This window comes from Bartonella sp. AA9NXGY (genome assembly GCF_042196845.1).
In the GTDB taxonomy this organism is placed as follows: domain Bacteria; phylum Pseudomonadota; class Alphaproteobacteria; order Rhizobiales; family Rhizobiaceae; genus Bartonella.
On the sequence record NZ_JBHIRB010000002.1, the window covers coordinates 59,534 to 73,761 of the forward strand.

The following is a 14,228-nucleotide window of genomic DNA, read 5'->3' on the forward strand; positions in this document are numbered from 1 at the left end:
TATTTTTGCAAGATAAAAAGACTATACTTAAAAACTTTTCTATTTTCACAGAAACTATGTAATACAATCCCTTATAAAATATTCACTATTTTTGCGTTTATGAGAAGAGCGGCAAGTATCATCACACTATTTCAACCTCCAATATTGCATCTGTTTTGCACGGTTATAAGAGCTATTGAATTGGATTTTTTATAATATATTGATGTATAATGATAAATTGTCTTTTTGAATGCTAAATGATACTCCGAATATCGCAAGATTCTCTGGTTGAAAATCTGTTCATATTAAATCAATCAAGATTATTGATTTGCTTGTGTCTTGCAAGAGACATGGTTTTAATGGATTCAACATGAACAGATTCCAAATAAAAGAGATTTAGAATAGTAAGGGCTTTTATTCAATATGAAAAACGGTAATTTATATTTATAATCAATATGTTGCTTTAACAAGACACCATTGAAAATAGTTGAAAAAATGTTTTTTATTAAACAATATATAAAATAAAAAAGGAGAGTTTTTAAACGAAGCACTTAAGAAAGGCTCTGTAAAATCGATATCTGTAAAAACTAAAAAACATACGAAAAGCAATTGTTCTAATCAAATAAACAGAACTTCGAATGCTGTGAAATGTCTCCTCAAAAATTGTGATGTAGGACACATGGATAAAAAATATTGATTCTATTTGAGTTCATTTCTTTTGCACTAACTAAGTGTAGAAATGTAAAGTTGAAAAGAAAGTAAGATCTTATAGTCCCATGAAGAGAAACACGTGAAATGACGAGCAACAAGAATTGATTAAGAGAAATCAATGCGTAATCAGACTTGTGATGGTCAATAATCTCTGTTTTCTAAGGCACTGAACATATCAGTGAGAAGATGTACTATTGGAATGACGCCTTGCTTTCATCCAAGTACGCAATTCTTCAATAAGGATGGCAATAACACCGAGAGTGATAAAACTATCTGCAAGGTTGAAAATAGCAAAATAAAAAATATCATCAATATGAAAAAGTATATAATCAGTGACATGATGAAAGCGAATACGATCAATGAGATTGCCGATGGCTCCCCCAATAATAAGAATAAGGCCAAAGCGCATTAAAGACTTATTATATTCAGTATTTTTCCATAACCATAGAAGAAAGATAATCACAATGATCGTGATGGCGATGATTCCCCACTGAGAAAAGGAAGAAAAAAACGAAAATGCAATGCCAGAATTGCGCACATGATAAAGGGAAAGAAAAGGAATAAGCGAAATTTCTGTTCCTAAAGGCATATTGTGCATAACCCAGTATTTGACAGCTTGATCAAGTACTACTGTAAAAGCCAAGCCCAAGAGAAGAAAAGGGAGTGATTTACGAATCATGTTTTTCCTCACATGGTTCCAGTATTAAATAGGGGCGACGGATTTCATAAAGCATAACAGCTGTTGCTACAGCTAGATTAAGCGAGTCTGCTCGTCCGCTTTGTGGAATACGCGTAAGTTTATCACACCGATTCGTAAGAAGATCTGATAATCCCTGTTTTTCATTCCCCATTAAAAGGATAATAGGGCCATTTTTGAAGTCAAGTGTGCGATAATCCAGAGAACCTTTGAGGTGTGTTCCAACAATCATACCTTTAAAGTGAGAAGACCAGTTTAAAAAGCCGTTTTCATCAAAACGATAAAGTGGTACAGAGAAAATAGATCCCATGGTTGCGCGGACTGTTTCAGGCGAGAAAGGGTCTGTTGTCTCGCCAATTAAAATAACACCTTTAGCACCTACAGCATCAGCGGTTCGAATAATGGTACCAAGGTTTCCAGGATCACGTACACGATCAAGCGCGATGTAAACATCTTTAATCTGCCCTTTTATCATTTCAAAAGAGTGCCATTTTTGCTTGAAAATACCAATAACTGTTTGTGGATTATCGCGTCGGGTAAGTGATTCCATAACCTTTTGTGAGGCTTTAATAACAAAACCACCGTTGGCTACAGCACGTGCGGCAGTATTTTCGATAGTAGCATTACCGATTTCACTTTTAGAAAAAATAAGCGTCTGTATTGTCCAGCCAAGATTGAGAGCATCAATGACCAATTTCAATCCTTCTGCCATGAAAAGACCTTCTCTATTACGGTTTTTCTTTTGGCTAAGTGCTTTAAGATTTTTTATGATGGGGTTGCTAAGAGAGGTAATTTCTTTCACTCTACCAGTTTTGGGTCTACACATATTCAAGCAATCCAACGGCTAAAAAGAGAAGTAGAAAGAGCACGTCCTGCAACTTCTTCACGCAAAATGAGTTCTCCTGATTCGACCGTACCACCAAGATTTACAAATGCATCACGCATTAAAGCATGAAGTGCAAAGAAGGAAGCACGAATAGAATAAGCTGTAAGGACAACAGAGAGCGGTTTATCAGAGAGAAGTTTACGACAATTTGTGATCATGGCGGGTAAATGATCAAACAGTTGCCAAATTTCACCATGGGGTCCACGCCCATAAGCAGGGGGATCAAGAAGAATCATATCATAGCTTTTTTTACGACGCAGTTCACGCTCGACAAATTTCATAGCATCATCGCAAATCCAGCGAATAGAATGATCTGGTAATCCTGCTCTTTCTTGATTAGCTTTTGCCCACGCAATGGCTTTTTTAGAAGCATCAACATGGGTAACATTCGCACCCGCTCGTGCTCCAATCAAAGAGGCAATACCTGTATAGCCAAAAAGATTCAACAATTTTATAGGGCGTTCGGCTTTAACAATTTGTTCTTCCATAGAGCGCCAATGGGCATCTTGTTCAGGAAAAACCCCCACATGACGAAAGGAAGTAAAACGGCCTAGAAAAGACAATCCATTCCAAGCAAGAACCCATGTTTCATCAAGTGGCTTTTTAGGAAAATGCCAACGCCCAACCCCTTCTTCATCAAGGTTTCCTGTGAAAATAGCATCAACATCAGCCCATTGTTTTTGTGGTAAAGCGGGTTTCCATAGTGCTTGACCTTCTGGTCGAATAATGCGGTAAGCTCCATAACGTTCTAATTTTTGTCCATGACCAGAATCAATGAGAGCATAGTTTTCGCTTATACCCGTTTCTAAAATAAGGGGCAGCTTTTCCTGCGGATATCTATTGTTATGGGAGAATTGAAAGCATTGTGCAGGCATGTTTTGTATCACGGTATATGAGGTATAAAAATATATTATAAAGCTCTTAAATGTTTCGTAAAAGTGCAAAAAAGCTAAAGTCAATTAAAACAATGTATAAAAAAAAAGAAAAAGAGCACTTTTAACTCTGTACTGAATATAGAATACAGAGAGAAAAGATTTCATTTAAATACCATTACACCAAATTTGTGATAGATGTTTTCAATTTTTCAATCTCGGCTTTACTTTTTTTGAGAGCTTTTTTGTATTTGTGATAGGAAAACCAACTGATCAGATTTCCTAATAAAATACCAAAACCAAAGAAAATAAAGAGCCATATAAAGAGGGGAGCATGATAAGTAAAACTTTCAGGATTTGCTCGAAAAGGATCAAGGGTTAACGGAACCATTTGACGATTAGCCACGATAAAAACAATCAAAACCGCTGCGAGAATCACACCGATACTTGTTAGAAGAATACGTTTAATTATCATAAGTTTCTCACTGATTAAGACGGTCGCGTAAATCCTTGCCAGTTTTAAAAAAAGGAATCCACTTTTCTTCAACAGAAACGGCTTCACCTGTTCGTGGGTTACGTCCATTACGGGCTGAACGGCTTTTTACAGAAAAAGCTCCAAATCCACGAAGTTCAACGCGATTGCCATTTGCAAGTGCTGTTGCAATTTCCTCAAAAATAGCGTTTACAATATTCTCCACATCCCGTTGAAAAAGATGCGGGTTATGACGAGCGATAATTTGTACAAGCTCTGATTTTACCACAATAGCCTCACTTTCACACAAAAAAATTTTGTAATTGTGCACTCCATGCATATTACAATATATAAACGGATAAAAGCAAAATAAAATCAAGAAAAAACAAATTGCAAGAAACAAAATTTGAAAATACCTTCTATAAAGGGTATACAGATTAAAAATGCGGAGGATTTAAGAGATCAGGAGAGTATGTCCGTACACAATCATTATAAAGCCTTTTCAACGCAATCATCTTTTGGAGATGTTTTAAAAAAAGCATCCCGTCATTCGCGTCGCATTAGCATATTAAAAATTTTTTTACCTCTCTTAGCGTTGATTTCAGCGCTGGTTTTTTGCTGGTTTACGTTTTTCTTGGTTCCCGTTACTTCTGATTCTATGCCTTTGAATAATGGAGAAAGTGGCGTGATGAATTTGACGATGCTCAATCCAAAATTAGAAGGGTATACGCGTGCTCATGAACCTTATTGGCTTAAAGCAGAAAAGGCATTTCAAGATCATACCCACGCTGGAATGATTGGGTTGCAAAACATTACAGCTAGAGCATTTATGGGCCAACAAAGACAGGTTTTTCTCGTCGCACAAGGGGGGGTTTACGATAACATTAATGGTTTTTTACAGTTGGATAAGCCATTCACGATTACGACGAATGATGGGATGATGGTACAATTTATGTCAGCTAGTATTAACTTATCCGAGGGACAGTTAAAAACAGATCAACGTGTTAATATTCAGCAAGCCGGTTTGAATCTTGCCGCAAACGCCTTACAAATTCGAGAAAAAGGAAAAAACATATATTTCCATGGTGGTGTGCATTTAGTGCTTCAAAAGCAATAACGCAATATCAATACAAATCTTTAAAGGATATTTATAAAGAGAAGTATGTGTATATACAAACAGAAGAATTGAAATAATGAAATCGTACAAAAGATGGATAGGTGTGATGTTAGCTTTTAGCATGGGAATGTTAGGAGAAGGAGCAGTTTTAGGATATGCTGAAGTGGCTCATTTTGGAATAAGTCTATCAAGCGATAAAGAACCGGTAGAACTTCATGCAGATTCTTTGGAAATACGTGATAAAGAAGGGATAGCGCTTTTTAAGGGTGATGTTTCAGTGGTACAAGGTAAACGTCTTTTAAAAACGGCAGAATTAGTTGTTTACTACGATAAAGCATATAAAGAAATTGATAAAAACAAGGAAGATACAAAGGCATCATCTGTTTCTTTATTTGGTTCGTCGAGTATACAAAAAATGGAAGCTTTAGGAAAAGTTTATATAAAAATTGCTACGCAAGTTGCTACGGGTGATAAAGGCGTTTTTGATGGAAAGTCAAAAATGATGAGTTTGACAGGGAATCATGTTGTGTTAACTGATGGTGACAATGTGGCAACGGGGTGCAAACTAACGGCAAATATGGAAAGCGGAAAGGCTTTTTTAGAAGGTTGTGAGACGCCTAAGAAAAAAGGTCGTGTTTCTATTATTTTAAAACAAAATCAAAAGAATGGCCATTAAGATTTCATGTTTGGAATCAAAAGAAAAAAACAGACCGATAGGTATAATCTTGAAAGTGAAGCTTCAAAAAATCCCTTAAAAGGGACCTTGATTGCCAGTAATTTGATTAAAGTTTATCGAGGAAGACGAACTGTTAATGGTGTTTCTTTTGGCATTCGTACGGGAGAAGCCGTTGGCATTTTAGGGCCCAATGGGGCAGGTAAAACAACTTGTTTTTATATGGTGACAGGGCTTATAAAATCTGATGGAGGATCCATTAAAATTGATGGATTTGATATTACGCATCTTCCGATGTATCGACGTGCGCGTTTAGGTATTGGATATCTTCCACAGGAAGCGTCTATTTTTCGTGGTCTTTCAGTAGAAAATAACATTAAAGCTGTTTTAGAGGTCGTTGAAAAAGATCGCCTTAAACAACGTGAAGAGTTAGATAGCCTTTTACATGAATTTAAAATTGATCATTTACGTAAAATGTCTGCACTTTCGTTATCTGGAGGTGAACGTCGGCGACTTGAAATTGCGCGCGCTTTAGCTTCTCGTCCCCATTTTATGTTACTTGATGAACCATTTGCAGGAATTGATCCTATCGCTATTTTCGATATTCAACAACTTATTCGTCATTTAACGAGGCGTGGCATTGGTGTTTTAATAACGGATCATAATGTGCGTGAGACATTAGGGCTTGTCGATCGCGCTTATATTATTCATACAGGGCGGGTGTTAGTTCACGGTTGTCCTAACGATATTATCAACAACGTTGATGTACGCAGAATTTATTTGGGAAATCAGTTTTCTCTTTGATTTTACAGCTTTCACGAGTTTCCATTTAAGTTTAACCAAACATTATTACTGAAAATTTCCTTATTTATGCCAAAACTTCTTTTATGACTATAACCTTAATGTTGTTATTGAGTGGTGAAAAAGGCTTCATCATTAGAGGTTAGTTTGTTGTTTTATAAGTTTAGCTTACTCATAATTGTATCATAGAAAAGATATCACTAGATTAACGTGATAATGAGTGATAAACGAAGCTCTCAATAAATGCGTGTGTTATTGAAAGGTAAGAGATATTTATCATATTTTTCTCTGTCGAATCAAAAAATATATCGATGATGCTGTTTTAGGTATTTTGATGGGAGCACCGGTTTATATATTGCGGTTATTCAATAGGAGTTGTCGTATTTTATTGGTTTATATCGCCTATTTGAAAATAGGAGCTTGGCTACAGATATCAGGCTAAATCTATAAATCTTTTAAAATAATCATTAAATTTCTAAAAATCTTTATATTCTTGTTATAAGTCGATGTTCAAGCTATACAGTAATTTTCAAAGTAAAGGTCCATTTTGCTCAGTATGCTTTTCATCTTAATTTAAGGGCTCATTGTTTAAAGAAAGAAAAACTCTGATGGCGGATTATACATCAACTCTTATGACAAGTTTAATAAGTTTATGAATAATGGCCTTTTCTAGAGTCGTAAGGAAATTAACTTTATGAACAACTTCATTTGTTTGGTTTCTCATGCCGTTAATGATGATCCGAATACTATTTATTATTGTTTTAGAAGTGATATGAGATGTATTGAGCCATCACCCATTATAAATTGAAAAGTAAAAACACATGCGATGTTGCGAAAAGTGAAAGAACATTAAGTATCTATAGCGTTTATAGGTTTATTGATGAGCATTTTAGCGTGTAAGAGGAAAATTAAAGTATGAATTTGAGTGAGTTAATAGCACCGGAAGCGATCATTCCGGCTCTTAAGGCTAATTCGAAAAAACAGGTTCTGCAAATTTTAGCCGAAAAAGCTTCCAAGCTAACAGGTCTTAGTGAGCATGTGATTTTTGATGTTGTTTTACAACGCGAGAAGCTTGGTTCAACGGGTTTGGGTGGAGGTATTGCGATTCCTCATGGAAAATTACCTGATATTAATCGGATCATTGGTATATTTGCACGTCTTGAAAGTCCTGTTGATTTTGAAGCTCTTGACGACGAACCTATAGATCTCGTTTTTCTCCTTTTAGCACCTGAAAATGCTGGTGCAGATCACTTAAAAGCTTTATCACAGATCGCACGTGTTTTGCGTCACACTGATGTTGTACAAAAGTTGCGCAGTACGCATAATGCCAATGCGCTTTATGCTTTATTGATTCAAACTTCAGAATCAAATGCAGCTTAAAAGTTATTATGAGCGTATAAATTGCGAGGTATGCACTACAGAGCGTAGGAAATAATATAATTTGCATCTTAAGACTAATAACAAAAGGTTATGTCATGAGATTTAAGAAAATTACTTCTAATTGAACCTTCTTTTTAAAGAGCAACCAACAAAAACGAAGGGCTTTTCCTTTCTTGTTCTCGTATATTAAAGCATCTAATTATTATGTTCGTGGATTCTTTTATCCTGTTATACTGTAAAAACACTATCATTTGAGATATGGTGAGATAAATTCTGTAAGTCTTCTTAATATATTAAGTGCTTTTAGAGTGCGTGGTAAATATTTTTAAACAGGACTTGTCTGTAGAGCCTTTAGTTAAGTGAATCACATGAGTGGGAAGAAAAGAGGAGATTGCTCGACAAGAATCCAAACTTTTTCAGTCCAGATTGGATTAAGAATCTTCGTCCTTTGAAAGCGGGAAAGAAATCAACAGAAAAGTTTATTTGTGCATTGAATTTTTTTGTAAGTTGAGTTTGAGTGTTTAGGGATAATATTTTAATGCTCAAGAAGAAATAAGAGATATATTGTATCTTCAGTATAGCAAGATATTGATTTTAAATATAATTCACTATTTCGCATGTTAGATGAGAGATCCGAATATTGTAAAATTCTCTCATTCCAAACTTGCTTATGTTGAATCAATCAAAACCATTTCCTTGCACGTTGTAAACGGAATTAGCGTGTGGATAAAAACTGTACAAGAAAGGGGTAAAAATGCTTCCTATGAATCGTCTCAAGTATCGAGAGTTGTAGCAAAACATTGGGAGCTGGAAAATAGTGTTATGGTGCCAGCTTTCTTCTTCACAAGTGGAGAGATCAACTATTTTATAGATATGATTTAGATGTCTGCTGTTGTATAGAGCTCATGCTAAAGAACAATTTTGTACGGTAAGAATGAAAATTATACCTTTAGGTTGGGTGAAAGAGTTTTTATGCATAGGAAGATTTATTTAAGTGTCTTTAATTGATTAAAATATTTCTTAAAAAACGGTAATGTTAGAACTGCTATAGAAAAAAGTTTTATATTTCTTTTTATAAATTACTTAGAAATAAGATAAGGAGACTTTCCCAAAGAATTCTTAAGAAGTTTTTTATAACAGAAAGAAAAATATCGTCTAATACATTAAAATAATACGATTAAGCTATTATAAGCTACTAAAATCATTTTAGAAATTAATAATTGGAGATGAAATATATAGGGAAATAAGATCAAAAGAAACAAAATTGTATGTGATTATTGAGATAGAATCTAAATTCTTTATGTTTTATTATTAATATCTTGATAATATTTTATTATTTTTACAAGGTCTTTTGAAGATTGAGAAAAAGTGTTATCGGGACGATATTGAATACGAAATATGAATGCACTATAATGAGTAAAAGATGGAGTATTCTGCGAACATAAATGTATTGAATGCATAAAGTCGAGAAGTGATATTCGTAAGGCGATTAAGCTTTTTTGCGGGGAGTCTGGGGTGTATTTTCAAAATTTTGCATCAGATTGCTTGTGATATAAAGAGTATGGTTTATTTCTTAACAGAGTGATGGTATATTTTCATCTCGTTTTGAAGTTCTATAGCTTAAAGAAATCGTTTTTTATACAAAAACGAAATAAGTAGCGCAAAATGAAGATATTATTTTTTAATGTGGTTATTGAATAAGAAGTTTATGTTTTGGTAACGATTAAAAGGTCACAATGAAACGTAGAAATCTATTTTGATTAGTGTGAAAATATTTCGCTTATTGAAGGAATTAGGACAATAATACATGAATATCGAGGAGTTTTTGTTGAATTTTTCCAATGAAGAAAATCTTGTTAGAGACTAAAGAAGTGAGCTAAATGAAGATGTTTGAAAAGACTGTTATTGCTGCATCTGTAATGGTTCTTGTTACAGCGGGAGTGGCATATGCACAAACGCCAAGCCGTTTAAATCAATTTGAAGCGTGGGGAGCCTATTCTTATAAATCGCCCAAAAATACGATTTGCTATGTGTTATCGGTACCTTTGAAGGCTCTTCCAACGACAGTTAATCATGGTGATAACTTTTTCTTGGTTACCAAGCGTTCTCATTCACCTATTTCGTTTGAACCGCAGTTTATGGCTGGTTATACCCTTCAAGAAGGGTCGAGAGTGACAGTGACCATTGGAGGTAAGGACTTTGATTTTTTCACGAAAGATTCCTCAGCTTGGCTGGCGTCATCAGAGCTAGAAAAGCAGCTTGTTTCTGCTATGCGTGCTGGAAGCAATATGACAGTGCAAGCGATATCAAAACGAGGAACGCATACCACTTATACTTATTCCTTAAAAGGGGTCACTGCTGCATTAAATGCAGCTCAAAAGTGCCATTAAGGTTTCGATAACTCTAAAATAGTGATGTGAATTGGAAAGCAATGGCCATTTCCTATGACCTTAGACCAGTTAGTTCATGTTTTGCACGAAAAACAGATAATGTGGTCGTGAAGGAGAGTTCTAAGCTCTCTTTAATTGGTTTGTCGCAAGATGAAATGATGCAAGCTTTAAAGACAGTTGGTGTACCAGAGCATCAAACGCGTATGCGTGTGCGTCAGCTTTGGCATTGGCTTTATGTGCGTGGTGTTTCAAATTTTGATGATATGCTGAATATTTCTAAAGCAATGCAAGAAACACTTAAGTGTCATTTCTCCATTGCGCGCCCAGAAATTGTTGGAGAACAAATATCAAAAGATGGTACGCGTAAATGGCTCTTACGTTTTCCTGCACGTGGAGCTGGAAGGCCTGTTGAAATTGAAACGGTTTATATCCCTGAAGAAGGACGTGGTACTTTATGTCTTTCGTCGCAAGTAGGGTGTACGTTAACCTGCTCTTTTTGTCATACGGGAACGCAGATACTTGTTCGCAATCTGACTGCAGAAGAAATTTTGGCACAGTTATTGGTTGCGCGTGATTGTTTGGGTGATTTTCCTGATAAGAATACTCCTGATGGGGCAATTGTTCCCATTGAAGGGCGCAAAATTACCAATATTGTTATGATGGGAATGGGAGAACCTCTTTATAATTTTGAAGCTGTTAAAAAAGCTTTATTGATTGCCTCTGATGGCGATGGACTTTCTTTATCAAAACGTCGAATTACGCTTTCAACTAGTGGAGTTGTTCCTGGAATTATCCGAACTGGAGAAGAAATTGGTGTTATGTTAGCAATTTCACTCCACGCAGTACACGATACACTAAGGGATATGCTTGTTCCCATTAATAAAAAATATCCGCTTGCTTTACTAATGGAGGCTTGCCGTAATTATCCTGGTCTTTCCAATGCAAAACGAATCACATTTGAATATGTTATGCTAAAAGATATCAATGATAGTTTAGATGATGCAAAGCGATTGATTCAGCTATTGAAAGGGATTCCTGCTAAGATCAATTTAATTCCTTTTAATCCGTGGCCAGGGAGTAACTATCAGTGTTCTGATTGGGATCAAATCGAGCGTTTTGCTGATGTCGTTAATCAAGCGGGTTATGCTTCTCCTATTCGGATACCGCGTGGACGCGATATTTTAGCTGCATGTGGACAGCTTAAATCGGCTTCAGAGCGCTTACGGAAATCTGAACGTTTACGACTTGAAAATGCCATTGGTCATTAGGTAACGCAATTTTCAGCGATATCGAGGCCTATACTTTTTTGTTTGTAATTTAATATCCAAACTTCATGCGATGGCATATGTGAGACAGAGATTAAGATGGATAAGTGCTAGACGAACAGTTTCAGCGTTTATATGCTAAATGGGGTAAGAGATTGTCTATAGTCTGTTTACATAATCTCTGAAATAAGAAGGAAACCTAATTTAGAGGGAATATGAGGTCTTAAGGATTATAACTAATTTCTACCTTATTATCATACTCGTTAATTCGGTTTTATGTCTTTTAAAAGCATCTACGGTAATATCTTTTAAAAAGTGGAGATTGTGCACTGCCTCATGCTTTTGTTTATTATTTTCTTAAATAAGATCACGCATCACAAGCAAAACAGAGGATCTAAAATATAAATACCATTGAGTTATCCATTGATATGTTTTTTAAGTATCTCTTAGTACACTCTTCATATCACGATAATGCTTGTGAGGAGTATAACAAAAAGCTTCTGTAAATGTATTGTACTCCTACACCTTTATGTTTAATAAAGGTGTAAATTGGTACCACCATTCTATTTTTCAGCTCCCAATGTTGTAACAGCTTTTAGTACTTGAGATAGTTTATAAGAGGTGTTTTTATTCTTTTCTTAGATAGTTTTTATCCATACAAAAACTCCAGCTTCTCTTGTGATGTACAAAGGAAAGGTATTGTTTTATTCAAAATAAACAGGTTTGAAATGAAAAAATCTTATAATATTTGTTTTTTTATTTAAATTAAAAGCGATACATTACACTTATAAATCAATGTTTTGTAACCACAAGGAGATGGAGGGCAAAGCTGGTAAAAGTACCTGCAATAAGCCAATCGAGAAAGCGAAGATAAAGAGGGTTCTGTTTAAGGATTTTGGTAAGTTTATGCGCTGTAAAAACGACTGAAATTGTAATGGGGAAAGAAATAGGAATATAAGAGAGTCCTAAAAAGAGCAGCTTTTGTGTTGCCATAGGATCATTTGCATTGATAAATTGTGGTAAGAATGTTGCGTTAAAGAGTATGACTTTAGGATTGAGAAGATTAATTCCAATACCAGCAAGATAGTTACGTTTAGAGCTTTGAGGTTTAGAAGATGTTGGTTCAAAGGAAAGTGTCGGGTTTCTCCTTAATGCTTGAAAGGCAAACCATAAAAGATAAAAGGCGCCAACAATTTTCAGAAAAACAAAAGCGTGTGGCGCAGCAAAAATAAGCGCTGATAAACCAAGTACTACAGCGGTAACCTGAATGGCAAATCCTGTTGCACTTCCCAAGGCGCACATAATTCCAGCTTTTTTGCTTTGTGTAATGGTTCGTCCTACAGAAAGCATCATATCAGGTCCTGGAATAAGTGCTAAAATCAACGATGCTAAAGCAAATTGTACAACAATAGACCACTCCGGTAGAAATGACACGTCAATCTCCTCTTATTTTTAAGTAATGTTCATTATTTATACTTTGAGGCGTCTTTATTTATGCTTTTTGAGTCTTTTTAATGTTGTTTAAAGAGAATTTATTTTTATATTTCTTGTGTCGTTTTAATTTTTTAGAAAAAAAGAACAATTCGTATAGAGCTTTAGAATGAAAAAGTGGAAAAGTATTAGAAAAGTTGTTTTGGCTTATTCGGGGGGATTGGATACGTCAATTATTCTCAAATGGTTACAAAGTACGCTAGGCGTTGAAGTTGTGACTTTTACAGCAGATTTGGGGCAGGGGGAAGAATTAGAGCTTGCTCGTCGTAAAGCTGAAATGCTAGGTGTTAAAGAAATCTACATTGAAGATTTGCGTGAAGAATTTGTGCGTGATTTTGTTTTTCCGATGTTTCGAGCCAATACCGTTTATGAAGGGACTTATCTTTTAGGAACATCAATTGCACGTCCACTTATTTCAAAACGTCTTATTGAAATTGCTAAGGAAACAGGGGCAGATGCCATTGCTCATGGAGCAACGGGCAAAGGCAATGATCAGGTACGCTTTGAACTTTCTGCTTATGCACTTAATCCTAATATAAAGATTATTGCTCCGTGGCGTGATTGGGATTTTAAGAGTCGGACAGATCTGTTTGAATTTGCGCGTATGCATCAAATTCCTGTAGAAAAAGATAAGCAAGGCGAAGCTCCTTTTTCAGTGGATGCAAATTTATTACATTCTTCATCAGAAGGAAAGATTTTAGAAAATCCAGCACTTCCTGCTCCTGAATATGTCCATATGCGTACTCTTTCGCCGGAAGATGCTCCAGATCAAGCAACCAGAATCACTCTTGGCTTTAAAAAAGGTGATGCTGTTTCAATCAATGGAAAAAATTTATCTCCTGCAACTTTACTTGCAGAACTAAATCATTATGGGCGGGATAATGGTATTGGTCGGTTGGATCTGGTAGAAAATCGCTTTGTAGGTATGAAATCGCGGGGTATTTATGAAACACCAGGGGGAACCATTCTTTTGACGGCTCACAGAGCGATAGAATCTTTAACGTTAGATCGTGGTGCAGCGCATTTGAAAGATGAATTGATGCCACGTTATGCAGAACTCATTTATTATGGATTTTGGTTTTCGCCGGAACGTAAGATGTTGCAGGCAGCGATTGATTTATCTCAAGAACATGTTGAAGGTGAAGTCACGTTAAAGCTTTATAAGGGGAATGTGATTGTTGAAGGGCGCCAAAGTAAAAAATCACTTTATTCTAGTGAGTTGGTAACTTTCGAGGATGATCAAGGTGTTTATGATCAAAGAGATGCGACTGGTTTTATTAAATTAAATGCTCTACGTTTGCGTACATTAGCAATGCGTCATCAAGGTGATAAAGAAAAGAAATAGAAAATTACGGTGACAAGTGTAATATGGATTAGTGCTTTTGTATGAAATGCCTAGTTTAAGCATTTTTCTGTCGGTTTTTACCGTTCTTTCGTTCAATACTAGAAGCTTATCTTCTGCGCTAATAAATATAATAAGCAAAACCCATGATA

Annotated in this window: 13 protein-coding genes; 7 read left to right on the forward strand and 6 right to left on the reverse strand. The window is 35.6% G+C overall.

The features are described 5' to 3' along the window. Positions 1 to 865: 865 nt before the first annotated feature. The 5 genes from lspA to ihfB all read right to left on the reverse strand — a co-directional run bounded on the left by lspA (position 866) and on the right by ihfB (position 3,906). Positions 866 to 1,369 (reverse strand): signal peptidase II, encoded by a 504-nt coding sequence (lspA, locus tag ACFIM6_RS01450; protein ID WP_375611348.1) that lies wholly within the window; start codon positions 1,367 to 1,369, stop codon positions 866 to 868. After that, positions 1,359 to 2,213, reverse strand: coding sequence for a TrmH family RNA methyltransferase (locus tag ACFIM6_RS01455; protein ID WP_375611349.1), 855 nt, complete (start codon positions 2,211 to 2,213; stop codon positions 1,359 to 1,361). Before ACFIM6_RS01455 ends, lspA begins: the two co-directional genes overlap by 11 nt. Positions 2,214 to 2,215: 2 nt before the next feature. Then, a complete protein-coding gene (locus ACFIM6_RS01460; protein WP_375611350.1) occupies positions 2,216 to 3,148 on the reverse strand; it encodes a class I SAM-dependent methyltransferase in 933 nt (310 codons plus the stop codon). 175 nt (positions 3,149 to 3,323) lie between these two features. Beyond that, positions 3,324 to 3,620: a lipopolysaccharide assembly protein LapA domain-containing protein gene (locus ACFIM6_RS01465; protein WP_273790185.1), complete on the reverse strand. Its 297-nt coding sequence runs from the start codon at positions 3,618 to 3,620 to the stop codon at positions 3,324 to 3,326. Between the two features lie 7 nt (positions 3,621 to 3,627). Then, a complete protein-coding gene (gene ihfB / locus ACFIM6_RS01470) occupies positions 3,628 to 3,906 on the reverse strand; it encodes an integration host factor subunit beta (protein ID WP_273790186.1) in 279 nt (92 codons plus the stop codon). Between the two features lie 183 nt (positions 3,907 to 4,089). Between ihfB and lptC the strand changes: the two genes are divergently transcribed. The 6 genes from lptC to rlmN all read left to right on the forward strand — a co-directional run bounded on the left by lptC (position 4,090) and on the right by rlmN (position 11,246). Further along, entirely contained in the window at positions 4,090 to 4,734 is a 645-nt protein-coding gene (gene lptC, locus ACFIM6_RS01475) for an LPS export ABC transporter periplasmic protein LptC (protein WP_375611351.1), read from the forward strand. Positions 4,735 to 4,810: 76 nt separating this feature from the next. Beyond that, positions 4,811 to 5,410, forward strand: a complete 600-nt coding sequence (locus ACFIM6_RS01480) for an LptA/OstA family protein (RefSeq protein WP_375611352.1) — start codon at positions 4,811 to 4,813, stop codon at positions 5,408 to 5,410. 6 nt (positions 5,411 to 5,416) lie between these two features. After that, the gene (lptB, locus tag ACFIM6_RS01485) at positions 5,417 to 6,211 is read left to right on the forward strand and encodes an LPS export ABC transporter ATP-binding protein (protein WP_012754448.1); all 795 of its coding nucleotides are present in this window, start codon (positions 5,417 to 5,419) and stop codon (positions 6,209 to 6,211) included. 912 nt (positions 6,212 to 7,123) lie between these two features. Next, entirely contained in the window at positions 7,124 to 7,588 is a 465-nt protein-coding gene (gene ptsN, locus ACFIM6_RS01490) for a PTS IIA-like nitrogen regulatory protein PtsN (protein WP_375611353.1), read from the forward strand. A 1,886-nt stretch (positions 7,589 to 9,474) separates the two neighbouring features. Next, complete coding sequence (locus tag ACFIM6_RS01495) at positions 9,475 to 9,978, forward strand: invasion associated locus B family protein (RefSeq protein WP_375611465.1); 504 nt, start codon at positions 9,475 to 9,477, stop codon at positions 9,976 to 9,978. 41 nt (positions 9,979 to 10,019) lie between these two features. After that, complete coding sequence (gene rlmN / locus ACFIM6_RS01500; protein ID WP_375611354.1) at positions 10,020 to 11,246, forward strand: 23S rRNA (adenine(2503)-C(2))-methyltransferase RlmN; 1,227 nt, start codon at positions 10,020 to 10,022, stop codon at positions 11,244 to 11,246. A 789-nt stretch (positions 11,247 to 12,035) separates the two neighbouring features. Here rlmN and ACFIM6_RS01505 read toward each other — a convergent pair. Further along, a complete protein-coding gene (locus ACFIM6_RS01505; RefSeq protein ID WP_375611355.1) occupies positions 12,036 to 12,677 on the reverse strand; it encodes a LysE family translocator in 642 nt (213 codons plus the stop codon). 166 nt (positions 12,678 to 12,843) lie between these two features. Between ACFIM6_RS01505 and ACFIM6_RS01510 the strand changes: the two genes are divergently transcribed. After that, positions 12,844 to 14,079 (forward strand): argininosuccinate synthase, encoded by a 1,236-nt coding sequence (locus ACFIM6_RS01510; RefSeq protein WP_375611356.1) that lies wholly within the window; start codon positions 12,844 to 12,846, stop codon positions 14,077 to 14,079. Positions 14,080 to 14,228: the final 149 nt, after the last annotated feature.